Annotated in this window: 17 protein-coding genes; 11 read left to right on the forward strand and 6 right to left on the reverse strand. The window is 69.4% G+C overall.

The window, feature by feature from the left end; all coding sequences use genetic code 11:
* Window positions 1-35: 35 nt before the first annotated feature.
* The 3 genes from TsocGM_RS01905 to TsocGM_RS01915 all read right to left on the reverse strand — a co-directional run bounded on the left by TsocGM_RS01905 (window position 36) and on the right by TsocGM_RS01915 (window position 5,047).
* On the reverse strand, window positions 36-1,148 hold the full coding sequence (locus tag TsocGM_RS01905; RefSeq protein WP_126723625.1) for a cell division protein FtsQ/DivIB: 1,113 nt from the start codon (window positions 1,146-1,148) through the stop codon (window positions 36-38).
* 66 nt (window positions 1,149-1,214) lie between these two features.
* Window positions 1,215-2,096 (reverse strand): UDP-N-acetylmuramate dehydrogenase, encoded by an 882-nt coding sequence (gene murB / locus TsocGM_RS01910; protein WP_126723626.1) that lies wholly within the window; start codon window positions 2,094-2,096, stop codon window positions 1,215-1,217.
* Between the two features lie 224 nt (window positions 2,097-2,320).
* Entirely contained in the window at window positions 2,321-5,047 is a 2,727-nt protein-coding gene (locus TsocGM_RS01915; RefSeq protein WP_126723627.1) for a M14 family metallopeptidase, read from the reverse strand.
* Between the two features lie 267 nt (window positions 5,048-5,314).
* Here TsocGM_RS01915 and TsocGM_RS01920 point away from each other — a divergent pair, with 267 nt between their 5' ends.
* The 9 genes from TsocGM_RS01920 (at window position 5,315) to TsocGM_RS26420 (ending at window position 15,268) form a co-directional block, all read left to right on the forward strand.
* Window positions 5,315-6,682, forward strand: a complete 1,368-nt coding sequence (locus tag TsocGM_RS01920; protein WP_126723628.1) for an acetyl ornithine aminotransferase family protein — start codon at window positions 5,315-5,317, stop codon at window positions 6,680-6,682.
* Between the two features lie 60 nt (window positions 6,683-6,742).
* Window positions 6,743-8,158 (forward strand): hypothetical protein, encoded by a 1,416-nt coding sequence (locus TsocGM_RS01925; RefSeq protein ID WP_126723629.1) that lies wholly within the window; start codon window positions 6,743-6,745, stop codon window positions 8,156-8,158.
* 180 nt (window positions 8,159-8,338) lie between these two features.
* Window positions 8,339-9,772: a hypothetical protein gene (locus TsocGM_RS01930; protein ID WP_126723630.1), complete on the forward strand. Its 1,434-nt coding sequence runs from the start codon at window positions 8,339-8,341 to the stop codon at window positions 9,770-9,772.
* A gap of 37 nt (window positions 9,773-9,809) precedes the next feature.
* Entirely contained in the window at window positions 9,810-10,463 is a 654-nt protein-coding gene (locus TsocGM_RS01935) for a GltB/FmdC/FwdC-like GXGXG domain-containing protein (protein ID WP_158633336.1), read from the forward strand.
* 124 nt (window positions 10,464-10,587) lie between these two features.
* Complete coding sequence (locus tag TsocGM_RS01940; RefSeq protein WP_126723632.1) at window positions 10,588-10,971, forward strand: hypothetical protein; 384 nt, start codon at window positions 10,588-10,590, stop codon at window positions 10,969-10,971.
* Between the two features lie 29 nt (window positions 10,972-11,000).
* On the forward strand, window positions 11,001-12,770 hold the full coding sequence (recJ, locus tag TsocGM_RS01945) for a single-stranded-DNA-specific exonuclease RecJ (protein ID WP_126723633.1): 1,770 nt from the start codon (window positions 11,001-11,003) through the stop codon (window positions 12,768-12,770).
* Window positions 12,754-13,422: a protein-L-isoaspartate(D-aspartate) O-methyltransferase gene (locus tag TsocGM_RS01950; RefSeq protein WP_126723634.1), complete on the forward strand. Its 669-nt coding sequence runs from the start codon at window positions 12,754-12,756 to the stop codon at window positions 13,420-13,422. The genes recJ and TsocGM_RS01950 overlap by 17 nt, the downstream gene beginning before the upstream one ends.
* A gap of 127 nt (window positions 13,423-13,549) precedes the next feature.
* On the forward strand, window positions 13,550-14,332 hold the full coding sequence (locus tag TsocGM_RS01955) for an MBL fold metallo-hydrolase (RefSeq protein WP_126723635.1): 783 nt from the start codon (window positions 13,550-13,552) through the stop codon (window positions 14,330-14,332).
* Window positions 14,333-14,506: 174 nt separating this feature from the next.
* Window positions 14,507-15,268, forward strand: a complete 762-nt coding sequence (locus TsocGM_RS26420; RefSeq protein ID WP_199756677.1) for a hypothetical protein — start codon at window positions 14,507-14,509, stop codon at window positions 15,266-15,268.
* Between the two features lie 159 nt (window positions 15,269-15,427).
* On the opposite strand, the gene TsocGM_RS01965 is transcribed toward TsocGM_RS26420, so the two are convergent.
* The 3 genes from TsocGM_RS01965 to TsocGM_RS01975 form a co-directional block, all read right to left on the reverse strand.
* Window positions 15,428-18,163 (reverse strand): cytochrome c1, encoded by a 2,736-nt coding sequence (locus TsocGM_RS01965; RefSeq protein ID WP_126723636.1) that lies wholly within the window; start codon window positions 18,161-18,163, stop codon window positions 15,428-15,430.
* Window positions 18,164-18,433: 270 nt separating this feature from the next.
* Window positions 18,434-19,345: a polysaccharide biosynthesis/export family protein gene (locus TsocGM_RS01970; RefSeq protein WP_126723637.1), complete on the reverse strand. Its 912-nt coding sequence runs from the start codon at window positions 19,343-19,345 to the stop codon at window positions 18,434-18,436.
* Between the two features lie 232 nt (window positions 19,346-19,577).
* The gene (locus TsocGM_RS01975; RefSeq protein ID WP_148114862.1) at window positions 19,578-19,973 is read right to left on the reverse strand and encodes a hypothetical protein; all 396 of its coding nucleotides are present in this window, start codon (window positions 19,971-19,973) and stop codon (window positions 19,578-19,580) included.
* Between the two features lie 338 nt (window positions 19,974-20,311).
* On the opposite strand from TsocGM_RS01975, the gene TsocGM_RS01980 reads away from it, so the two are divergent.
* Together TsocGM_RS01980 and TsocGM_RS01985 are read left to right on the forward strand one after the other, a co-directional pair.
* Window positions 20,312-21,292: a hypothetical protein gene (locus TsocGM_RS01980; RefSeq protein WP_126723639.1), complete on the forward strand. Its 981-nt coding sequence runs from the start codon at window positions 20,312-20,314 to the stop codon at window positions 21,290-21,292.
* A 327-nt stretch (window positions 21,293-21,619) separates the two neighbouring features.
* Window positions 21,620-24,547 carry an ATP-binding protein gene (locus tag TsocGM_RS01985; protein WP_261341614.1) on the forward strand — a complete coding sequence of 976 codons (2,928 nt, stop codon included), beginning with the start codon at window positions 21,620-21,622 and terminating at the stop codon, window positions 24,545-24,547.
* The last annotated feature ends 65 nt before the right edge of the window (window positions 24,548-24,612 follow it).

A 24,612-nucleotide genomic window follows, 5' to 3' on the forward strand; every position in this document is an offset into this window, starting at 1 on the left:
ACTCCGTCCGCCGGGCCGGGCGGGACGGGGCCGAATCAGAGGGGAGGGTTCCAGATCGGTCCTCGAGCCGAGAAGATCAGGGCACCGTCGGGAGGGGGGAACGATGGCTCGGGAGAGGCGAGCCACTCGCGAAGCATCCGGACCTTCTCGTCGGCCGAGGGCTCCCGGTCGTCGCCTTCGGACCCCGGCGGAGCCTGCCAGAAGACCCAGAAGGAGGGGCCGTCGGGCAGCCTCAGTTTGAGAAAGAGCCGGAGGGACTGGGCCCGCAGGATGGCGCCGGGGGAGTCGTCCACCGATCGGGGATCCTCGCCCCAGGCCTCCGCTTCCTCGCGGAGCATCGAGACGACATTCTCGGGCCCGAGCGGCCAGATCTCGTCGAGAAGCATGGCCGTCCCGTCGGGAGCGGTAAAGGGACCGTTTTCCTCGGTTTCCTCCAGCAGGAACCGGGCGAGTGCCGCCGAGGAGACGACCACCGGATTGGCCCCCCCATCGGCCCCCGCCGCCCCGATTTCGGCCGGCAGCTCCCAGACCGTCCCGGGAGTGCCGTCTCGAGGGGGGGCGATGCCGCCGAGCCGGATCGAGGCGCCGAGATCCTCGTCGTCGCCGGGGAAGCGCTGGAGGAAGATGGTCCCGGCTTCATCCACGACATAATCGGTGAACCCGCCCGGCTCGCTGACCCGGACCGTCGCGACGGGACGACGGCGGTAGATCACCTCCACGGCGATCCGATCGGGGTAGGAGCGGCGAACCGAGACGACACGGTCGACCCAGCGGACGTGCTTGAACGCCCGTTCCAGGGCGTCGAGATCGAGCTCCAGGGCCGATCGTCCATCGAGCCCGGAGAGCGATCGAGAGACGGCGACGAGCATCCCCTCTCGGCCTCCCGGGAGCCAGGGGGGGGGAGTCGGCAGGATCTCCACCCGGGAGAGGGACCAGGAATACTCCGGCCGGGCGTGGACCCGACGCATCAGGATTCCGTGCAGGTCGCCGACGACGATCAAACTCAGGGCGAGGACCAGGGAGGCCGTCAAGGCCGCCAGTCGCCCCCGGGGGCCGAGAAGCGAGGCGATCCCGCGGTCCCATCGGGCCGGCGCCCCGATCGGGGTCGCCTCGTCCTTCTCGGTCGCTTCGATCGCCAGCCGCAGCATCCGCCGATCCTCGGGCCCGCCTGGGGCCCTCGGTCCTGAGCGGGCCCCGTCCTGGCCAGGATCGGCTCACCAGATCTGGATCTGCAGCTCCAGCTCGTAGCCGAACTTCCTCAGGACCTCCTCCCTGGAGAAATCGATCAACTCCAGCACGTCGGCCACGGTGGCGCCGGGGTCGGCGACGATGTAGTTGGCGTGCCGATCGGAAATCTCCGCCTCACCGATCCGCTTTCCGGAAAGACCGGCCTGGTCGATCAGGGTCCCGGCCGAGACTTCCGGCGTTGGATTCTTGAAGATGCATCCGGCCGACTGGTGGCCGTAGGGCTGGTTCTCCTTCTTGACGATCCAGATGCGCCTCATTCGGCGGACGACCGACTCGGGATCGTCGGGCTCCAGCTCCATCTCGACGGAGAGGATGACGCAGTCATCCAGGTTCGAGCGGCGGTAGGAGAAGATCAGGTCGTCCTGCTCCCTGGTGCGGATCTGGCCGTCGGGTTCCAGCACGGTGGCGCGGCGGACGAACTGGCCGATCGCCCCCTGTCGGCCGCCGCTGTTGCCCCGGACGGCCCCGCCGACGGTGCCGGGGATGCCCGTGAGCGTCTCCAGCCCGGCGAGCCCCGCTCGGGCGGTCTGGGAAATCAGGGCCGTCAGCGGCACGGCCGAGCCGGCAACGACCCGAGGGCCTTCGATTCGGACGTCGGAGAAGGACGGGCTCTCCAGGTGGAGGACCAGCCCCCGCACCCCCTCGTCCCTCACCAGCACGTTCGAGCCGCCGGCCAGGACGTGCCAGGGCAGCCCTTCCTCGGCGCAGCGGCGGACCATGGCGGTCAGCTCGTCAGCGGTGCCGGGGCGGGCCAGGAAGTCGGCCGGTCCTCCCAGGCGGAACCAGGTCAGCGGCGCCAGGGGCTCGTTCGCCCTGACGGCCCCTCGGAACTCGTCGAACGGCTGCATCGTCGGTCGACACCTCGGCCGGTCGCGGGCCGACGCTCGGCTTCCCCCGGGGCGGACGGCCCCGATCGGGCGGCGAACGCCCTCCTTGGCAAGAATTGACGGGCATCCTAGCCCCGCTCTCCTCCGGACGTCAAGCGGCTCGCCCCGAAGGCCTGGGGGCGATCGTCCCGCTCCCAAAGCGTTTCGGGCCGATCTCCTTCACGCGCTGTCGGAGCCCGTCGGGTTCAGTCCCCCGAGTCGGCCCCGCTTGTCACGGAGGCGGTTTGGGGAGAGTGGCCCGATCCCTCCTCCCCGAGGGTGGGTCCGGCGGGGCCAAGAAGCGCGTTGAAGAGCGGTCGGAACGTGGCGTGAGTCTGGCCCCGGTGTTGAGGTGGGAACCCGAAGAGAACGACACGGCCCTTCCCGAGCGAGACGTCGACGAGGGCGGCCGAGCCGGCGAGATGCTCCTCGCCGAGAAGCCAGCCGCTCTCGAGCAGGTTCGTCTCGGCATACCTGCAGGCGACCGAGACGCGATCGCCGGCCCCCTCGGCGGGGCGGAAGCCTCGGGAGTTCGAGAAGAAGGCCGAACCGTCGGCGGGCATGCCGAGGGTGAGGTAGGACGACTCGTCGAAGCGAACGGCGAGGATGGAGCCGGGACAGTAGAACGAATTGCTGGAAACGCCGTCGAGGACGTCGACCACGGGGAGGCCGAGGCTCTCGATGGCGAATTCGCAGGAATCTTCCAGGCAGACAAGCCGGCCCCCGGCCTCGACGAACCGACGAATCGCCTCGACGCCGTCGCCGGCCAGCCCTCCGACATAGGCCGGCTCGGTCTGGTCGGGGCGGTAACCCTCCCGCAGCGTCCGGCGGCCGATCGAGGGAAGCACCAGGACGTCGAACCGCTCGATCAGGTCCCCGGCGACGATGTCGGCATTGTGAACGGTGCGATACGGGACGCCGAAGCGGTCGAAGACCAGTCGGGTCCAACCCTCGTCCATGCTCGGAACCCACGGTTGGTAGAGGGCGATCCGGGGGGCCTTCAACCGGGTCCAGGACGGCAGCGGAGCACCGTCCCCGACGATGCCTTCGGGACCGAGGTCGGCATCGGGCAAGGGCAGGTCGAAGACCTGCGGCTCGTCGACGGCCAGGGCGACCGCGGAAGTCTCGGGGAGGACCTCGTTGAGGAGCCGGAGCGAGTCCTCGAAGGAGGGGATCCGCAAGCTGCCGGAGGGGAGGTCATGCCCCCCGACCGTCCTCGGTTCCTCCAGGCGGTCGACCGGGATCTCGGCGTCGAGCAGGGCGAAAAGGATCGTGAAATCGTCGTTGGCGCGATTGGTGATGTAGAACGCGTCGGCCTCGTCGAGATCCCCCTCGATCCGGCCAGGGGTCGTGTCGACGGCCGTCACCGGCTCGGCCTGGGCCTCGAACGGCTCCGCGATCGCGACCGCCTTGACCCCCATCTGGAGCGGGAGGGTCCAGCCGGCCACGTCATAAGGGCGCTCGGGGCGGCCGTCGGGGCCGACCCGCTCCGGGTATTCCTGTCGCTCCATCATGTCCTTGAGGTGCGGCCGGTATGGCTGCGCCGCCGGGAGGATCCAGGAGCCGGCCGGGTATTCGACGCCGCCCGCCTCGAACGGGGAGGTGGCGCGCCGGGCCTGAATGCCAGTGGCGAGGAGGATCTCCAGCAGCTTGGCCGCGGTTCCGGGGTCGCGCTGACCGCCGGGGACGACCCAGGCGAAGGGAGGATGCTCGGAGCCCTTCCGGATCTGGTCCATCGCGACGGCCCGGTAATTGGACTGGAACCAGTCTCGGTACCGGGCGGCGAGGGTGAGCAGGGCTCGGGCGCTGATCAGCTCATACTCGATGATGTCGCCGATCCGCCACCAGCCGCCGGGCCAGGGATCGACGAAGGTGACCCTGGCCTCGTGATCATCGAACCCCCGGCCGCCGCCCCGGAGGTCGGATCGCTCCAGAAAGATGGGGGAGGCGAGCTTGACGCTGGCCGCCTCGGTCAAGATCCCGACCATGTTGTGCCGCTGGGGCACGGTGCGGTTGCCGCCATTCCACCAGTTGTCGTACATGACATGGGTGGCCACCCCCTTCTTGCCGGCCCGGGCCAGGTCGGCGGCCAGATGGGCCCCGATCAGGAAGATCCCCTGACTGATGCGGGGGTCGAGGTTCGGGTTCACCGGGTCGTGGAACGGCGGTACGAAGAGACGGGGGCCGGTGGAACCCATCTGGTGGACGTCCCAGGTGATCGTGGGGAACCACTCGGTGTAGAGCAGCCGGGTCAAATGCCGGGTCTCGACGAGGTTGAGCATGAACCAGTCGCGATTGGTGTCGTGCCCGGCATAGGGGTGGTAGAGGCGAGGCATGCCGGAGCCCTCCCAGGGAGTCCCCTTGGAGCGCTCGTACCAGTCGTGCACGATGTCGACGCCGTCCGGATTCACCGAGGGGACCAGCAGGACGATCGTGTTCTCGAGGATCGCCCTCGTCTCCGGGTCGTCGCCAGTGGCGAGCTCGTGGAGCAACGCGCAGGCCATCAGGGTCGAGGCGGTTTCCGACGAGTGGATCGAGCAGGTGATCAGAACGGTCGTCTTGCTCCGCTCGACCAGCGCCTCGGCCTCCTCCGAGGGCAGCTCGGGGTCGGGGAGGGAAAGTCGGCGCTGGAGGTCCTGGTATCGGCCGAGATCGGCGATTGTGTCCTCGGAGGAGATGGCCGCCACGAGGAAGGGGCGTCCCTGGGTCGTCGAGCCGAGCTCCCGGACGGCCACCCGGCCAGACGCGGCGTCGACGGCTTCGAAATAGTTGACGACGCGTTCCCAGGGGGCGAGCCGGAAGTCCTCTCCGGGCCGGAAGCCGAGGACCTGCTCGGGCTGGGGGACGGCCTGCTCCTGCGCGGTCGAGGGGGGCGGAGCGGCCAATCCCAGGAGGATCAGAGGCGCGAGCGTCGCCGATCGGATCGGGCTCATCGGGGGCTCCATCGGGCGCCATCGAGGTCGCGGGCGGAGGAGACTCATGATCCCGGCTGGACCTTGGGGATGCAACCGATCGGCCCGATCGGACGGCAGGGGGGTGGTTTGACCGCCCCGGCCGGCGAGCCGTATGATCCCTTGAGGCATCGGTGACGGATCGAAGGCCGGGCTGACCGTCGCCCCGACCTCCTCTCCTTCTCGAGGCGGATCGTCGCCCGTCTCTCCCAAGGATCCGCCTCGATCGAGCCGACGGAGCCCATCCCGATGTCCTCCGACACCGCGCTGCACCGCAGTGACCCCCGGATCGTCTCCGACCCGCTGCCCGGCCCGAAGGCCCGGGCGTGGATCGACAGGGACGAGCGGACGACATCACCTTCCTACACACGAATGTACCCGCTGGTGGTCCGCCGCGCCCGGGGGGCGATGATGGAGGACCTCGACGGGAACCGCTTCCTCGACTTCACCGCGGGGATTGCCGTCACCAACGCCGGGCACTGCCACCCGAAGGTCGTCAAGGCGATCCGCCAGCAGGCTGGCCGCCTGGTGCACATGTCGGGGACCGATTTCTATTACACGCCCCAGATCCGCCTCGCCGAGCGGCTCGCCCGCCTGGCCCCCGGACCGGGGCCGAAGCGGGTGTTCTTCTCCAACAGCGGCGCCGAGGCGATCGAGGCGGCGCTGAAGCTGGCGCGCTACCACACGAAACGGCCCCGGGTCATCGCCTTCCGCGGCGCCTTCCACGGCCGGACCTACGGCGCGATGAGTCTGACCGCCTCGAAGGCGATCCAGCGCAAGGGGTTCGCGCCGCTGGTCCCCGAGGTGCAGCACGCTCGATTCGGCGACCTTGGAAGTGTGAAGGAGCTGTTCAAAACGACCTGCCCCCCCGAGGAAACCGCGGCCATCTTCGTCGAGCCGATCCAGGGAGAGGGGGGCTACATCGTCCCCCCCGACGACTTCCTGCCGGGGCTCCGGGCCCTGTGCAGCGAGCTGGGGATTCTGCTCGTGTTCGACGAGATCCAGGCCGGCATCGGCCGAACCGGCCGAATGTTCGCCTCGGAGCACTGGGGCGTACACGGCGACATCGTCTGCCTGGCCAAGGGACTGGCCAATGGCCTTCCGCTCGGAGCGATCGTCGCGCCGGAGTCGATCATGACCTGGGCCCCCGGTAGTCACGCCAGCACCTTCGGCGGCAACCCCATCGCCTGCGCTGCCTCCGTCGCCACGCTCGACCTTGTCGAGCGACGGTACGCCGCGAACGCCGCCGAGCGCGGCGCCCAGCTCATGGCCGGCCTCCGGGAGCTGGCCAAGGCCCACCCCTGCATCGTTGACGTCCGGGGCAAGGGGCTGATGATCGGCATGGAGCTCGGTTCCCCCGCCGGTTCCAACCCCGACCTCCGGGACCGGATCATCCTGGAGTGCTTCCATCGCGGCCTGCTGCTGCTGCCCTGCGGCCCGAGCACGATCCGGTTCTGCCCGCCGCTCTGCGTAACGGGTCACCAGGTCGAGGTCGGCTTGAACCTGATCTCCGGTGCGATGGATGCCCTCTGCGGCGAGTGCCCGTACTCCCCGAAGCGGCCGGATGTGGCCCACGTCCACCTGGGAGATCACCTCCCGTCGGACCAGGCCTCCTGAGCACCGGCCTCCCTCCCGCTCCCCCCTCGTTTTGAAGGCCGAGATCCCCGAGCCGCACCCATGTCTACCGTCTCCCCAAGTTCCGCACCCCCGTTCGACTGGCAACGCTGGCCCGAGACCGAGGCGTTCCTCGGGGAGAAGCTCCGATCGGCCCTCGGCGGAAACCCCTTCGCCGCCGCCCTGGCGAACCGGATGCAGGCAGAGACGAGCACGACGATCGACGTCTGGATCGATCACCTCGCCCTGGTCGACCGGCCCGGCCTGGTCGGCGAGTTGGAACGACTCGGCTTCGCCAAGGCGGCCGAGCCGTACGGGGTGAACGAGCCGAGCTTCCGGCACCCAGGGGGTCAGTTCCCTCCGGTGGCGGTGGTGCGGCATCCGACGGGGGGGCCGGAGGTGGCGACGATCGCCCTGAAGGTCGAGTCGATCGCCGCGTTTAGCGGGGCGAACAACCTGGGGCTGGAGCCGGTCGGCTACCCGATGGGGCCGTACCGGTTCGCGAAGGTGGACGTCGCCGGGGCGGACACGGCTCTGATCGTTGTCGAGCGGCGGGGATACCTCGGATTCGAGCCGTTCCCCAGTTCCTGGGCGAGGGACGGCCGAATGGCTCCCCACTCAACCCGGGACGCGATGGCGGCGAAAGACCTGTGGAAGGGTCGTCGGCGGCGGTTCGAGGAGGACGAGGCGGGATTCGACGCCACCGAGCAGGTGCTGGAGAAGGTGATCGAGCGCGCGGGTTCGACCGACCTGGCGTGCCACCTGGTCTTCGAGGTCGAGCGCGAGTACTGGGAGTCCCGGAACCGGGCGGCCCGGGTGCAGAAGCGGCGTCAGGACCGACTCGGCCTGGGCTGGGCGAACCACGACCACCACACGTTCCGCTGCTCCCGGCGGTTCTTCCCCCGGGTGATCCGCATCTTCGAGCGGCTCGGCTTCACCCTTCGCGAGTCGTTCCACGCCGGAACCGACGCCGGCTGGGGAGCCCAGGTGCTGGAGCACCCCTCGACCGGCATCGTCATCTTCGCCGACCTGGATCTGGCCCCCGAGGAGGTCGAGGAGGACTTCGCGCATACCCTCCTGCCCGACCTGCCGAGACCGAACACCGTGGGGCTCTGGGTCGGCCTGCACGGGGAATCGCTCCTGGACGCCGGGATGCACCACCTGGAGGCACAGTTTGACTTCGACGCCCTGCGCCGAGACCTGGAAGCCGAGGACGGCATCGTCACGATGAAGCCGTTCAGCGACTTCCCCTTCCTCCGCCAGGCCTTCACCCAGGGCGAGCGCTGGCCGGTCTCGAAGCATCGGGCCGACCGGCTGCTGGCCAGGGGCTGGATCGACGCTGAGCAGCACGCCCGATTCCTGGCCGAGGGGGCGATCGGCAGCCACCTGGAGAACCTCCAGCGCCGGGAGGGGTTCAAGGGATTCAACCAGCGGGCCGTCAGCGCCATCATCGCCGAGACCGACCCGAGGCGGCATTGAGCGGCCGGCGCCCTGACGGCCCCGGGCGCCCGTGGTAGAATATCAGGGGAACCGCCCGCGTCCGGCGGGCGTCGAAGTCATAAGTCTTGCCTGCCGCAGAGAAAACCGGCAACTCCGGCCCCCTCCCCGGGATCGGTCCGGAGGCGTCGGCCCCATCGTCCCCTTCAAGGCCTTCGAATCATGATCGATGCGAACCTCCCGGCCTGGCTGAGGGGCCTCGGCCTCCGGCTCGCGACGCTGGCGGCCGCCACCGGCCTCATGCTGGCGGCCATCCCTCCCGCCGACGCCCGCCAGCAGGACGAACCGGCCCCAACCCAGGCCGAGCCCGACGAGACCAAAACCACCCCCGAGGAAGCCGACCGCCAGGAGGTCCTCCAGGACTCCGTCTATGTCGATCCCCGCGCAACGGCGGCCATGCAGGGGAACTTTCCCGAGCTGTACACCGGCATCATCCTGCCGAGGAACTCCGATCGCCTGATCGCCCAGATGGCCCGGGGCTCCGCCCGGCTCGACCCGGCGATGATCGACCGGTTCATCAAAGGAGCCGCTCGCCAGCTCACCGATCACTCCAACATCGAGGCCATCTCCCGGCCCGACGGCCAGTATAGCCGGATCCAGGAGATCGAGACCGGCGGCCGATACCTGATGCTCCCCTACACCGACGTCCCGGCCGACCAGCGTGACCGCCGGTTCCTCCAAGTCTACAACACCAAGCTCCTGGAAATCGCTCCGGAGCTGCTTTCCAACCACCTCTACGCCCGAGTCCAGGTCATGCAGGCGCTGAGCCGGATGGAGGACCCTCAGGCCCTCCGGATCCTGGTCCCGCTGCTGGCCGACGACACGCAGCCCCTGCTGGTCAAGCAACTGGCCGCCGAGGGGATCAAGCGGATCGCCCTCGCGACCGGGATCGAACTCTCTCCCACCGACCGGGAGCAAGCCGCCACCGCCCTGGTCGGCTTCCTCCGGTCGAATCCCGATGCCTACTGGATGGCCCAGGCCAGGGCCCTCCAGGCGCTCGGCGCGTTGCGGCAGGTTTCGGGCATCCAGAATCGCGAGCGGGCCATTTTCGCCGACGAAACCATGGCCGCCCTGGCCTCGGACGACCTCCGCATCGAGAGCCGGGCCTGGGCTGGCTGGTCGCTCGGCATGTACATCATTCCGCCGAATTACCCCCAGTTGAACTACTCGCTGGCCGCCTATGAGCTCGGCCGGCTCGCCGAGGAGATCGCCGGCCGGATCGTCGAACTCAGCGATCCGAGAGAGGCCGCTTCTTACAATCCGGAGCGGGTCAAGTACCTCACCGGCCTGCTCGTCGAGCCGATCTTCGAGGCGTTCGACGGCTCCTCCAAGCTCCCCCCCCGGCAGTCGGGCATGAGAAACCTCCAGGCGCTGGGCCCGCACCGTCAGTACGTCGAGCGGGTCCATCAGCTCATCCGGCAGCTGGCCGGGGCCTCGGTCGAGCTGACCCGGGCCGTCGGCTCCCAGCGGCCCGCCGCCCGAGACGCGGTGATCGCCCGTCTCAACGAGCTGCGCGGGTTCCTCAACGAGAATCGGCCCCAGGAGAACACGTTCGTCCCGGGCGGCCGCCAGTTCGCCCTGTCGGACGCCTCCTGAGCCGCACCGACCCGAACCGAGCCAAGCAGAGATCGCCGTGCCGAGCCCCCCGAGCCCTCCGGCCTTCGAGATCCCCGTGGCGCTGGTCCGAGACTACCGGCGGATCAACCTTGAGCTCTCCCGGGCCCTCGACGACGGCCGGACGCTGGTCCGCCTGGTCGACGTCGAGGGCCAGCGGCTCCTGGCCTCTGGCCTTCACGGCGACTGGCGGGCGGTCGTTGAGGTCGTCGGGAACGCCGGCCCCGAACTCGCCGCTGGGCTGAACGCCCCCGGCCTGACGATTCGCTGCACCGGCTCGGCGGCCGACGGCGCCGCCCGGGGGCTCGTCTCCGGTCGAGTCGCGATCCGAGGACAGGCCGGCGACGCCGTCGCCGCCGCCATGCTCGGCGGCACGGTCGTGGTCGCCGGCGGAGCCGGCCACCGGGCGGGGCTCCGGATGCGGGGAGGGACGCTCGTCCTGTTTGGCCCCGTCGGCCGACTGCTGGCCGACCGCCGCGCGGGAGGGCTCATCTTCGCCGATCCCTCCGCGATGCAACGGCCCTCCGGCCGCCCTGGGGACGGGGGACGCCTCCTCCCCCTGCCCCAGGAAACCGGACACGCCGCGTTGCTCGATCCGGAGGACGCCAGAGCGTATCGAGACGCCCTGCACGACCTGCCGGATGGGTTCCGCTCGCCCCGATCGCCTGTTTGATCGCCCTGATCGGAGTGATCCGGATCGGTTGCCCTTCCGCTCGAAACCGGTGACGAACGCCGATTCTGCCCGGGAGGAATCGTTGAACAAGGCCGGTCGCCGGGTCAGAATGGGAGCGAGGGGCGTGATTCTCGCCGCGCTGGCGTCCCTCGCCGGATGCGCCGAGGAGCTCGGCCCCGAGCCGATGCCGACCGCCCCGGTCGCCGGCCGGGTGGTGCTGGGCGGGAGGCCGATCACCCAGGGGTGGTTGGAGTTCCTGCCGGTCGAGGGGACCGTGGGCCGTCTACGATCCGCCCGCATCCTCCCGGACGGCTCCTTCAAGACCGACGGCGTGGCGGTGGGGACGGTGGCCATCCGGATCTCAGGGGGCCGGCTGCCCGCCCCCGAGGAGCGGCTCTTCGGCCGAATGTATTTGATCCGACGGTCGGTTCCCGAGTCGGGGGCCGCCGACCTGGTGATCGACCTCGACCGGGAACGGCTCCGCCTCGCCGCCAATCGGTCGGGTTGATCCCCGAGGCCCGGGCGAGGGAGGGGACGATGTCGTCACACCGCTGGCAGCTCCGCCCGAGCGACCCCGCGCGGGTCTCCTGGCTGGGGAAGGAGGCCGGCATCCCTCCCCTCGTCGCCCAGATTCTGCTGAACCGAGGGGTGGACGACCCGGCGAAGGCGATCGACTACATCGAGGCCCGCCGCAAGAGCCTGCACGACCCCGAGCTGCTCCCCGGCGTCGCCGAGGCCGCCGATCGAATCGTTCGCGCCGTGAAAGACGGCCGAAAGATCGTCATTTACGGCGACTACGATGTGGATGGCGTGTGCGGCACGAGCATCCTCTGGTCCTGCCTCCGGCTGGCCGGCGCCCGGTCGACCGAGTACTACATCCCCCATCGCGTCGAGGAGGGGTACGGGCTCAATGCCGATGCCCTGAAGAAGGTCGCGACGGAGCTGGGCGGCTCGGTTGTGGTGACGGTCGACTGCGGCATCACCTCGGTTCGGGAGGCCCGAGTCGCCCGGGAGCTGGGGCTGGAGCTGATCGTCACGGACCACCACACGATCGGCCCCGATCTCCCCGAAGCGGACGCCCTGGTCCATCCCCGGCTCCCCGGCGGGACGTACCCGTTCGGCGAGCTTTGCGGCGCAGGAGTGGCGTTCAAGCTCGCCTGGCAGATCTGCAAGAGCTTCGGCGACGGCAAGAAGGCGTCCCCCCACCTGAGAGACTTCCTCATGGAGGCCCTCGGCCTGGTCGCCCTGGCGACGGTGGCCGACATGGTGCCACTGGAAGACGAGAACCGAATCTTCGTCCGGCACGGACTCGACGGCATCCGGGCGAACCCGTCAGTGGGTCTGACCGCCCTGATGCGGGTGTCGAACTGCCTGGGGAGGAAGAAGCTCTCGACCGGCAGCGTTGGCTTCGGCCTGGCCCCGAGGATCAACGCGGCGGGACGCCTGGAACGCGCGATGCTCGCCGTCGAGATGCTCACCACGAACGACCCGGCTCGGGCCGAGAACATCGCCGAGCAACTCGACGCCTGCAACCGGAAACGGCAGGAGATCGAGCAGTCGATCGTGGCCGACGCGAAGCAGATGATGGAGGCCGTCGGCGGGCTCGGCGAGCGCGGGGCGGTTGTGCTCGGACACCCGGACTGGCACCCCGGGGTGATCGGCATCGTGGCCGGCCGCCTGGCGGAGATCTACCACCGTCCGAGCATCGTGATGGCCCTTCGCGACGATCTTTGCCAGGGCTCGGGCCGCTCGATCCCCGGCTTCGACCTCTACGAGGCGATCCGGGCCTGCTCCGACGGGCTGCTCGGCTTCGGCGGCCACCGGGCCGCCGCCGGCCTCCGAATGACCCCCGACCGCTTCGACGGCTTCGCCGAGCGATTCGACCACCATTGCCGGGGCTCGCTCACCGAGGATCAGAAGGTTCGTAAGCTCGACATCGACGCCGAGGTCCGTCTGGCGGAACTGAGCCTCCGGGTGGTCGAGGCCATCGAGTGGCTGGAGCCCTACGGAGTCGGAAATCCGAGACCGGTGTTCTCGAGCGACTCGGTGCGGATCGTCGGCGAGCCAAGGGTCGTCGGGGACCGGAAGAATCATGTCCAACTGCGGCTCTCGCAGAACGGGACAACGCTCAAGGGAATCGCCTGGAACATGGCCGACCGGCTGGCGACGCTGGCCCCCGGCACCGATTGCGCGATTGCGTTCCTGCCTTCGATCAACGAATGGAACGGGCGTCGCGAGGTCCAGCTCGAGATCCGGGATGTCCGACTCTCCTCGAGCGAAGGGGCCCACCATGCTCGATCCGCGTGAGCCGCTCGCGCGTGAGCTCGTCCGGCAGCTCCGGGACCGGGGAATCGACGACCCCCGGGTGCTCGACGCCATCGCCGACGTGCCCAGGGACCGCTTCGTCCCCCCCTCGCAGTTGGCGATGGCCTGGGAGGACCGCGCCCTGCCGATTGGCTGCGACCAGACAATCAGCCAACCCTACATGGTCGCCCTGATGACCCAGGAACTCGGTCTCTCGGGCCGGGAGAGGGTCCTGGAGATCGGTACCGGCAGTGGCTACCAGACGGCCGTTCTGTCCCGCCTGGCGGCCGAGGTGTACACGGTCGAGCGGCACGAGCCGCTCTCGAGGGCCGCCCGGGAGCGGCTCGAGGGGGTCCTCGGGCGGGAGAACGTGCGGTTCCGAGTCGGAGACGGCACCCTCGGCTGGCCGGAGGAGGCACCGTTCGACCGCATCCTGGTGACGGCCGCGGCCCCGGACCTGCCCGACGCGCTCTTCGAGCAACTGGCCGAAGGGGGGCGGATCGTCGTGCCGATCGGCTCGGAGGAGTACCAGCAGCTCCATGTGATCGAGCGCCGGCTCGGCGAGCCGGTCGACCGCCAGTCGGTCGCCTGCCGGTTTGTGCCCCTGGTGGGGAAGGAGGGTTGGGACGGGCACCGCTGGCGGATCGTTCGCTAAGGGCCGGGAGCTCGCGCCGCCGACGCGGCCCGAGTCTCTATAATAGGCCCCCGGGTCGTCGCGAGCGAAGCGCCCCGGCGCCCGGGAGGCGCAGCGCGACGGCCGCCGAGGAGGAAGGCGGGTCCCCATGGTCGAGCGACGTTACATCTTCCCCGGCGTCATCGAGCTGAACGTCCAGGCGAGGCGTCGGCTGGGCGTCAACATCTATCTGATCGACGGCGGCGGAGAGTATCTTCTCATCGACGTCGGCTTCCTCGACGAGCTGGGGGACGTTCTGGAGCTGATCCGGCAGATGGATTTCAGCTTCTCCTCCTGCAAAATGATCGTCGCCACCCACGCCGACGCCGACCACACCCAGGGCCTGGCCCGCGCCCGGGAAGTGCTCAAGTGCCCGGTGGTAGCGCACCCGAAGTCGGTCCCCCTGCTGGAGTCGGGGGACGAGATCGCCACCTTCAGCCGGATCGACGCCCAGAATATCCACATCCCGATGCCAAAGTGCAAGGTCGACCGGACGGTCGACGAGGGGGACATCCTCGAGGTCGGCGGGCGCACGCTTGAGGTCTGGAGCACCCCCGGCCACACCGACGGCCAACTCGCCTTTCGGATGGGTGACCTGCTGTTCTCCGGGGACAACATCTTCCGAGATGGCAGCGTAGGGGTGATCGACGCACACCACGGGTCGAACCTCGTGGAATTCGTCCGCAGCCTGCGGCGCATCCGAGACGCGGACGTGTCGTACCTGCTCCCCTCGCACGGCCCGATCTTCAAGAAGGACGTGGCGCTCATCGACGCGACGATCGCCCGGCTGGAGACGTACATGCACCTGGCCGACTTCGGCACGTGCGCCGTCGACTGGCCCCTGCTGGACCAATGGGAGGAGGAGCTGGCCTCGGGTCGGTTACCCGTCTGATCCGGAGGCGACAACCGGTCGGGCCGACGACACCAATTCTGACGCTCGGTGTTCTATAGGTCGGCAGGTCGGCCCGGCCTCAACCCGATCGGGGGCCGCGCGTGCCCCGGGATGCCCCGGGGGCGGCCTCGGCGGAGCCCGGAGGGCCCGACCCGACTTGGGGGAGAATTATCGATGAACGCATCCCGGACGCTTGCACTCGCCCTCGGCATCGCCGCCATCCTCTCGGCGCCCGTCCTCGCCCAGCGACCCGGCGCCCCGGGCCAGGGACCCCGTCAGGGACGCTTCGGCCCGGGGATGGGCATGGGGATGGGTATGGGAGGCCTCATCCAGCCTCTCATGGCGCCCCCCGTGCAGCAGGAGCTGAAGCTCTCCGATGACCAGATCTCCGAGATCCAGGCCATCGCCGAGGAGCAGCGCGGCTCGATGCGCGGGCTCTTCCAGGAGCTGGGCGACCTGGATCCCGAGGCTCGTCGCGAGAAGATGCAGTCCATCCTTCAAGAGCGGGAGGACGCGACGCGAGCGAAGCTCAAGGAAGTGCTCGACGAGGGGCAACTCGCCCGGGTCGAGCAGATTCACCTGCAAATGCAGGGAATCGATGCCTTCTCCTCGCCGGAGGTCCGCGAGAAGCTCACACTGAGCGAGGATCAGGTCGCCAAGATCGACGAGGTGATCGCCTCGTACCGCGACGAGGCTCGGACGATCATGGAGAACGCCCGGCAGGCCGAGCAACCCGGCGCCGTCATGCGGGATCTGATGGCCCTCCGTTCCTCCAGCGTGGAGAAGGCGATGGCCACCCTCACCGACGAGCAGAAGGCAACCTGGAAGGAGATGACCGGCGAGCCCTTCGAGATGCCCTTCGGCGGTGGCTTCGGACGCGGTGGTCGTGGTGGTCGGGGCGGCCGTCCCGGCGGCCCGCCCCCTTCGCAAGACTGATCTCCGGTCCCTGGAGGTGATCCCCCCCAGACCGGGTTCGCCCGCCCGGCGGACCCGGTCTTCTGCTCGGTCGGGATCGCCCTTCTCCGCCTCCTCCGGGGGACCGCCTCCACCATCGGGCCGGTTGCGGCCGCGACCGGCCCAGGACCTTTCCGGTGCTCAATCGCCGGGGAGGATGCGGACCCGGATCCGGAACGATCGGGCTTCGGGGGGCCCGGAGCCCTCGCCCAGAATCAGGGCATTCGCGCGAGCCGGGCCGACGGTCGTTCGCTCCTCGATCCGTTCTCCGGCAGCGTTCAGGAGCTCGACCATCGAATCTCCCCGACCTGGATCGGGCGGGGGGATCTCAACGACGACCGGCTCGACGCCATTCGGCGTGCCGGTGACGAGCACGAGGCGCTCCCAGCCGTCCTCGGTGGGGACGATGCGTTCGGTCACGTCGATTTGGTCCCCGGTCGGACCGTTCAGCCGGTAGGAGAGACGGACTCCGTCCCCTTCAAAGGCGAGCTCCCGGAAGGAGCCGAGGCGTCCGCGCTCCTCCTGGGGAAGGGTGATCGCCCCATCAGTCTCCCGGAAGGCGACGGGAGGAAGCGGTTCGTCGGCGACTCGGAGCGGCCTCCCCTCGGGGTGCCACTCCCAGAGACGACCCTGCTTGGTGCGGGAGAGAAAGCCCCGGTCCCACCAGCGAATCCAGGAGAGGCGATCGGCGTCGAACAGCAACGAACGATCGCCAATCAGGCCGATGGCGACCGCCCTCGGATAGGACTCGGCGGGGGAGTCGGGGGAAACCACCAGATCTCGGACGACCAAGGCGCGGTCCCCTTGCCGGACGAGGAACTGGCGGGCGGCAGTCGAGCTGAGCCGAGCGATCTCGGGATCTCCCAGGGCGTCCCAGATCGAGCCGAGCTGCTGGGGGAGCGTCCCCTCGGTGCCGGGAACGGTCAGGAGGAACTGGGGCATCGGCGTGCCGGGAATGATCCGCTGGGGATCCGCCAGCCACCGATCGAAGTAGGCCCGGGACATACGACGATGCGCCAGGGTCAGGTCAGGACCAAGCGTCTCGGCCTCTCCCCCCGGCGGAATCTTGCCGTCCATCACGTGGCACGACACGCAGGAGAAGCCGTCCCGGCCAAGGAGCCGGATGCCGACCGGAACGCCGAGGGACGGGGACGACTCGGGATCGGCCGGGGCGTCGTCGATCGCGTCGAATCCCTGAAGGTAGGAGACGATCGCCTCGGCCTCTCCGTCCTCGAACGCGAAGCGGGGCATGCGGACGGACAGCCAGGGGCGGGCCGTCGGCGAGAGCCCTCGGACGGCCTGGTCGAGGTACTCGGGCCGGAGCTTGGCCCCTACGGAGGAGAGGTCGGGCGGGGTGAGCGTTCCCTTCAGCGCGTTCAGTTCCCGATCCTCGGCGAGCAAGGCGGCCAGCCGAGCACCGAGCCGCTCGCCCCCCTCGCCGTACCGAGAATGGCAGCCGAGGCAATTCCTGCGGCGGAGGGCATCTTCCGCGAGGGTCCAGTCGGAGATCCGGCCGGGGCCGGAGGGCAGGCCAGCGATCAGAGCGCGGAGCGCGGCCCGCTGATCGTCGTCGAGGTCGAACCTCGGGACCCTCCCAGGAGGATCGTCCGCCAGGCAGCCGGCCGCCGGAGGACTCCCGGCGACAAGCGGCGGCGCCGAGGCGGGCTCAACACCGGGCACGCGGTGACAGTTGGCGCAGCCGATCGACGCGGCCAGGATCCAGCCCCGGTTGGGATCCCCCTCCGGAGTCCCCCGCTCCCGGGGGCCGGCCCCGGGATCGGCCAGGGAACCGAGGTAGGTCGCGAGGTGAGCCGAGGCGTCGGTCGAGAGGCCGAGCGAGGGCCGATGTCGCCCTGGATCCGATCGTCGGGCGCCTCCCAGCAAGAACGCGATCGCCTCTGGCGAACGTTTCCGGCCGATCCCGGAGAGATCGGGCCCCTCCCCGGGGCTCTGCCTGGTCGGCTCTTCGGGGGGAGGGTGGCAACCGAGGCAGCCGGCGGATCGGAAGGCAAGGCGGCCTCTTCCGGCGTCGGCCACGTTCATCGCCATGAGGGCCTCGCGATCCGGCTCGATCGGTGCGTCCGAGACGGATCGGAGAAACGCGGCAAGGTCGGCGGCGAGTCCCGAGTCGAGCCCGAAGCCGGGCATGGGGGAGCCTGGTCGGATCGCGGAGGGGTCGCGGAGCCAGTCGGTCAACCACTCGGGCCGAATCGTCTTGGCCGCGTCGAGAGGAGGCCCGAGGTCGCGGTGGACCGGCATGCCGAGCATCGCATGGCAGTTCGCGCAGCCGAGCTGGTCGGCGAGCCTCCGGCCCTGCTCGAATCGATCCAGGGGCGGGGACTGTTCCACCTCGTGAACGAGGAGATGAGGAGGAATGTGCTCGATCCCGAAGCCGGGTCCCTCCCAGTCGACGACCAGGCGGGACGTGTCGGCATTCCCCTCGAGGTCGAGCCCGAGCGCGACCAGGCCCGGTCGAAGGTCGATCGGGTCGCTCCCCTCTCCCGAGACGATCCGATCACCGATCCGGAGGCGAGCGTCGCCGTTGGTGGTGAGTCGGAAGCGATAGGGGCCTCCTTGTCGGATCAGCAGCCAACCGCGCCAGAAGGCGGAGATCGGTCCCGGCTCCAGACGGGGATCGGGGGAGGCTGATCCCCAGTCGGCAACGAGGGAGCGGTCAATCCGCAGGATCTCGCCCTCGGGATGCGGATGCCCAGGTTCTTCCCGGGAAGGGCGGAACCCGGCGATGAGGCCGGGTCGCAGGCCGTCCGGATCGGGGGGTTCAGCATCATCCTGGGCGAGGGAGGGGCAAACCCAGTCGCCGAGGAGCCACAGCAGGATCGCGGCGATCCGGGCGCGTTTTGCGGTGGGCACTCGCATCAGGTTCCCGAGGTCATCCGGTCGTCGGGGTTTCGGTGGGAGGGTTCGAGTCTAGTGCTCCCGGCCGGACGGTCGCAAGCACGATCAAACGACAAACGGCCAAATGACAAACGGCCAAATGACAAACGGCCAAATGACAAACGGCCAAATGACAAACGACCAGATGACAAACGGCCCGGGAGCGTGGCTCCCTCGCTCGGAGGGGGGCCACGCTCCCGGGCCTGATCCTGATCCTCTCCCGTCCCCTTCCGGTCGGGGGTCAGGCGAGGGTTAGCGGACCCCTGCGGGGTTCAGGAGCGAGGTGCCCGTGGAATTGGAGCTGGTTCCACTGGTCGTGTTGTTGATCGGTTGATTCAGGAACTGGAGGCTCCGGGCGGCGAACGAGTAGAACTGGATGCCGCTAACCACGGTGAAGAACGGCTCGGCCAGCCGGTTCAGGAAGACGCTGGTCCGGACGATCGGGTCGCGATAGACCACGATGCGGTCGCCGGGCATCAGCTGGTAATTGGTGGTCGTGTCTCCAGCGTTGACGATCGCGGCGAGATTGACCGGAAGCACCTGGGTGCAGCAGGCTCCCGGCGGGGCGGGCCGGACCAGCCGGATGTTCTGGGGAGCCGCGGTGGGGAGCAGGCCGCCGGCGTAGTTGATCGCGTCGAGCACCGTCTCGTTGCCGGTGAGCACGAGACGTCCGGGCTGGATCACGTCTCCCTGAATGTAGTACACCTTGCTGTTGTACGAGGCGATGTCGACGAAAACCCGGTTCGATTCCCGGGGCGGGATCTTCTCGTACTCGAGCGTCTCGGGGTTGAGTTCGATCAGGCCGAGGGCCTCATCCGTGAGGAACTGGCGGAGGTGGATGATGACCTTCTCCTTGATCTCGGGGATGGTCAGACCCGCCACGTAGATCTCGCCGTAGAAGTCGAGCGAGACCTTGCCGTCGGGACGGACGAGCCGCTCGCCGGTGATCGGGCGGCCGGGGAGCGCCTCGAGCACCTCGATCCGGATCAGATCCGGGGGCTCGACGACGTACTCCGGCATCGAGGTCTTCTCGAGCTCCCTGGGGAGGTTGCTCGCCGCGATCTTCTCCTCGGGAGTCCTGACCGTCTGGCAGCCGAAGGCCGCCAGGGCGAGCAGCGGCACGACCCAGGGCAGCCGCCATCGAGCCGTCCGTGTGCGATCCATGCGACACTCCTGCCCTTCGATCGGGTTCGGCCGTCGGAGGGACACTCCGCCCCCTCTCGACTCGGGGGGCCATCGCCGGCTCCTCGCCGGGGCGCCCCTCCTGGCTCGCGCTCTCGTCCGGGTCCCGACCTGATCCCCGGCGGGAGTCGGTCGGACCCGAGTTTGTCAAGGGAATCATCGGCAAGATCGCCGCCCGGCTCGATTCGATCCCGGACACGGGCGGTTTCCCCGATCATCTCCGGCCGAAATAGCGGCGATACCGCTGGTCGGCGCCCGGGCTTCGGATCGCTCCGCCGGGGGAAACCGCCACGGTCCTCCCGAAATAGTTCGCCGCCGCCGGACCGCCGGGGAACATCCGGTAGGACGGGGTCGGAGCCTGTGCCGGGGCCATCGTCGGCTCGGACGCGGCTCGAACCTCCCGAGCCGCCCGGTACTGCGTGGCCAGGAAGAACAGAAGCGAACTGTCCCCCGAGCCTTGCATCGGCCAGGCATACGGATTCACGGCGGGCACCGGGGTCCGGGCCCACGGAGGCGGGGTCCCTGCCGACTGCCGTGCCCAGGCCGAGCCGGGACCGGGCCAGAGCAGGATCGTCCCGAGGATCGCCCACCAAGGGAACCGGAGTCGCATGAGCCTCACCCCCCCAAAATCCGAACTCCCGGAGCGGGAGACCTCCCAAACGGCCCCCCCCTCCCCGTCTCGAGAGTTTTCATCGTCTCCTGGGCCGACCACTCGCCAAACAATCGTCGTGATCGGATTGGAGCGCGGACGGGGAGCGATTCCATCCACCCGACCGGCATAACCCCTGAATCGCGCGGATTCTCGCAGTTCGCTGCTTTGCCCCGATTCCCTGAAGCGAGGTTTTCCCCACACCCGATTCGAAGAGGGTGAACGGGCGGGGGAGCCGGACTCAAGGGATGGTCCCAGAGCGTCTCCGCGACTCGGATCCACACAGCGAGGCGAAGGCCATGAGGGGCAGGAGGACGTTGCGGTCGCCGGCGATGGGAGCGGTGCTGGTCGCCCTGCTGGGGGGATCGGCCGCCGAGGCCCAGCTGCTCCCGAATCTGCCAATCCACAAGCGGGAGCGGCCCGACTGCTCCCAGGAGAAGCCGGTCTACGGTCTGTACCGGAACAAGTATTACGGGTATTACCCGACCTGCTGGCGGCAATTCCCGCCCGGCTGGGGATGCCCGTCGAACGAGGCACCCAACTGGGAGGCGGATCTGGCTCGGCTGCCGCTGGACATCCCGGAGGAGGGTGGCCTGGGGTACGATGACTTCGGTGCTGGCGGGCTGGGAGCCGAGGACGAGGACCCGTTCCGAGGGAACGGCCGGGACGACCTGCTCCCGGAGCTCCCGCCGGCTCGATCCCCCTTCGACCTGGATCGTCCCGACTCCGGCGCGTCTCCCTTTGAGATGCCCGGGAGGTCGCGGTCTCCCTTTGAGGATCCGTTCGAGCCTCGGACCCCGACCGTCCCGGACTCCGAGCCGGGGAATCGACCAGCCGCACCGTCCCCCTTCGACCTGCCGGGGGCTTCGACGTCTCCCGGATCGGTGCCGCCCCCCTCGGAGCTCCCCTCGGTGGCCCCCCCCGTCTCCGAGGCCGGCCGAGGAGCGTCGTCTCCCCGGGGGGCGTCGATGCCTGAACTGGCCGTGCTGCCCGATTCGAGGCCGAGGCCCATCTCCCTTCCCGCGCTGCCCTCCCCCTCGGCGACGGGTCCGATGGCTGGCACCGAGGTCGTTTACCCCGCCAGCCTGCCGCCTTCGACGACCCCTGGAATTCCTTCGGGGATGGTCCGAGGCGAGGCCCCCATCGGGGCCCGGGGGATCATCGTCTCGGAGCCGGATGATCCTCCGTATACGGTCGGCGATCCGGTCATCATGGGAGGGGAGTACGAGCCTCGTCCTCGTCGAGGTTTCCTCTCGGGCCTGTTCGGGCGCAGGAACTGACCCTGGCCGAGCGGGGTCGAATCGATCCGTCCCCGGGCCGCGGGTGGCCAACCACCTTCGGCCGGGAACATGCTCGCTCCGACCAGGCCTGACGAACGAGGGCCGCTCGATCGGAAGATCGGGGGGCCCTCTCGTCGTTCCGGGACTCGTGAGGCCGGGAATTCCATCGTGTGACTGCTACCATCAGCGCAGGTGGTTCGCTATAGTCATCCGGAGCTCCCCGCTGATGTTGGACACCGACCGATCCGCACGATCGACACCCAGGTTTTCGCCCCCGGCTCCATCCCGGGGCGAGTCGGCGATCAGTTCGTCCCGGTCTGCTCGCGAGTGAAACGGCCCGCGGCGCCCCGACCGTTCGATCTCGACCCCGACCGGGTTGCCGGTGGTTCGGCCGCCATCCGGGCGGGGACGGACGAACACGGAGGGTTCGCCTTGCAGTGCTCGGGAGCGCCGGCCCGGCAATCGATCCTGGACGCGATGGCTGATGCGGTCATCGTGACCGACCTGGCCGGCCGGATCATGCAAGTCAATCGTCGGGCCGAGCGCCTGAGCGGGCGTCCGGGATCGTCGTTGATCGGGCTCCACTCGGGAGAGCTCCTGCATCGGCTCGGAGATCCGGTCCATTGGGGGGTGGGGGGACAGCCCTCCTGGGATCGAGCCCGGCTGCTGAGGCCGGACGGCTCGTCGATCCGAGTCGAGTACTCCTTGGGCTCGTTCCCGGGGGAATCGGGCGAGGAGTGGACGGTCCTGACGATTCGCCCGGTGGATGCCCTTCGGACCGATCGCGGCCGGGGTGCGCTGCTCGACTACCTCCGGATGACGGCCAGGATCACCGACCGGCTCGGCACCCGACCGAGTCTGGAGCTGGTCTTGGCGACGGCGGTCGAGACGGCGATCGAGGACTTCCAGGCGAGCCTGGCCCGGGTCTGGCTCCTCGATCGGGAGTCGGGGAGGTACAGGATCGCCGCTTCGGGCGGACCTGGCCGCGGCATCCGCCTCGGGGACGAACCGCCGATCGACGACGAGTCCCTTCCCCCTGAGGTCCGAGAGGTTTCCCGGAGCGGGATGCACTTCCTGGTGGAGGATCTCGGCCGGGATGACCGATTCGATCGAGCCTGGGTTGAGCGGTACGGCCTCCGAGCCTTGATCGCCCTCCCGCTGGCGCTGGCCGGCGAGCGGCACGGGATCCTGGTGGTCGGGATGCGGTCGGATCCGAGCGAGGAGCTCCTCGACGGCCTGCTCGGGGTTTCGTCGATCATCTCCGGCTCCCTCAACGACGTGCAACTGCTGCTGGGTGAGCTGGCCGCCCGGGTCGACGCCGAGGAGGAGCACCGGCGTTTCCAGACGATCGTGGAGTTGATTCCCATCGGCGTGGTCCTGATCACCGGCAGCGACCCGAGCGTCTCGCTCATCAACCCGGCCGGCCGGGCGCTGCTGGGCCTCTCGGATCCCGCCCCGATGTCGTTGGAGGACTTCTTCCGGCTCGTCCCGACGCTTGACGCGCACAGCGAGCCGATCCCCGTCGAGCGCCAGCCCCTCCGCCGGGCGCTGGAGCACCGTGAGGAGGTCCGAGAGACGATCCGGATCCGCCGGCCGGACGGCAAGGTCCGCATCGTCGAGGTCATCTCCTGCCCGTTTCCCGGCCCGGACGGCGGGGCGATTTCGACCTATCAGGACATCACGGATCGCAGCGAGCTGCAGTCCGACCTGTCGACCCGAGCCGCCCAGTTGAAGGCGTTGCTCGATCATCTTCCGGTTGGCGTGGCCTACTTCGATCCGGATTGCCGCTGCCGAGCCTGCAACGGCCCGGCCTGGCGGATCCTGGGGAGGTCGCGCTCCCGGATCATCGGAGCGACGGCCGAGGAGCTGTTCGCCGACTCCCCCAGCCTGCGGGACGCCGTCCGCCGCTGCGCCCTGCAGCAGGAGCCTCACGCCCAGAACAACGTGCCCTGGCCCGAGGAGAGCGGCGAGGAGTCGACCCGGTACCTCGAGTGGCGGTTCGAGCCGCTGATGACCTCCTCCCGGGAGCCGATCGGCGCCCTGGCCCTGATTGTCGACGTCACGGCCCGGAAGCGGACCGCCGATGCGATGCAAATGGCCCGGGATGCCGCGGAACGCTCGGCCCGGAACAAGTCCCGCTTCCTCTCCGCGATCAGCCACGACCTGAGGACGCCGGTCAACGCCCTGAACCTGCTGGCCGAGGCCCTGTCTCGTCGGCTGGACGATCTGCCGAGGGACGACGAACTGGCCCGGCTCTCGGGCTACCTCCGACGCGCCTCGGGGAACCTCGCGGAGCTGGTCAGCGACCTGCTCGACCTGACCACGTTCGATTCCGGCGAGCTGGTCCAGCACCCGGTCGACTTCCCGATCCAGGACTGGCTCGATTCCTCCCTCGGCCCAATGGCCCTGGCGGCCCGGCAGAAAGGGCTCGAGTTCTCCTGGGAGCTTGATGGCCCCTGCTCCTGGATCCGGGCCGACCGTGTGAAGCTCGGCCGGGTACTGACGAACCTCGTCGGCAACGCCATCAAGTTCACCGACTCCGGCTCCGTCCGGGTGACGGCCGTGCTCCCGAGCGACGGCCGGTTGGTGCTCCGCGTCGAGGACACGGGACCGGGGATCCCCGACGCCCAGATCGGCCAGATCTTCGATGAGTTCGCCCAACTCCGCAACCCGGAACGAGACCGATCGAAGGGGACCGGACTCGGCCTGGCGATCTGCCGACGGCTGGTCGAGGCCGCCGGCGGGCGCATCGATGTGGTCAGCCACCCCGGCCGGGGGAGTCGGTTCGACGCCCTCTTCCCCGTCACCCCGCTACCGGGCCCCCCCCGCTCCCCCTGCTTCGCCGACGACGCGGACAGGGAAGGCGACTCCCCGGCCCCGGGCAGGCCCCGCCTCCTGCTGGTCGAGGACGATGAGACGACCCGACTGCCGATGTGCCATCTGCTGGAGCTCTCCGGCTTCGACGTCGTCTCCGCCAGCGACGGACCCGAGGCGCTCGAGATGCTCTCCCAGCAGCGACCGGCCATGGTCCTGCTCGATCTGATGATGCCCCGCATGGACGGCCTGGAGGTGCTCCGTCGGCTCCGGTCCGACGACCGGCTGGGCGACCTCCCGGTCCTCATCCTCTCCGGCGACGTGCTCGATGAGCGGGGCCAGCAGCTCGAAGCGCTCGGCGTCAGCGGCATCCTCTCCAAGCCAATCGACTTCGACCGGCTGCTCGAGGTGCTCCAGCAGTTGCTCCTGGCCCCAGCCTGACCCCGCGTTCACCCTCAATCGCGATACCAGCGGTCCCGGGAGTGGTTCCATCTGTCAGGGGGATG

It is taken from the genome of Tautonia sociabilis, assembly GCF_003977685.1.
In the GTDB taxonomy this organism is placed as follows: Bacteria; Planctomycetota; Planctomycetia; order Isosphaerales; family Isosphaeraceae; genus Tautonia; species Tautonia sociabilis.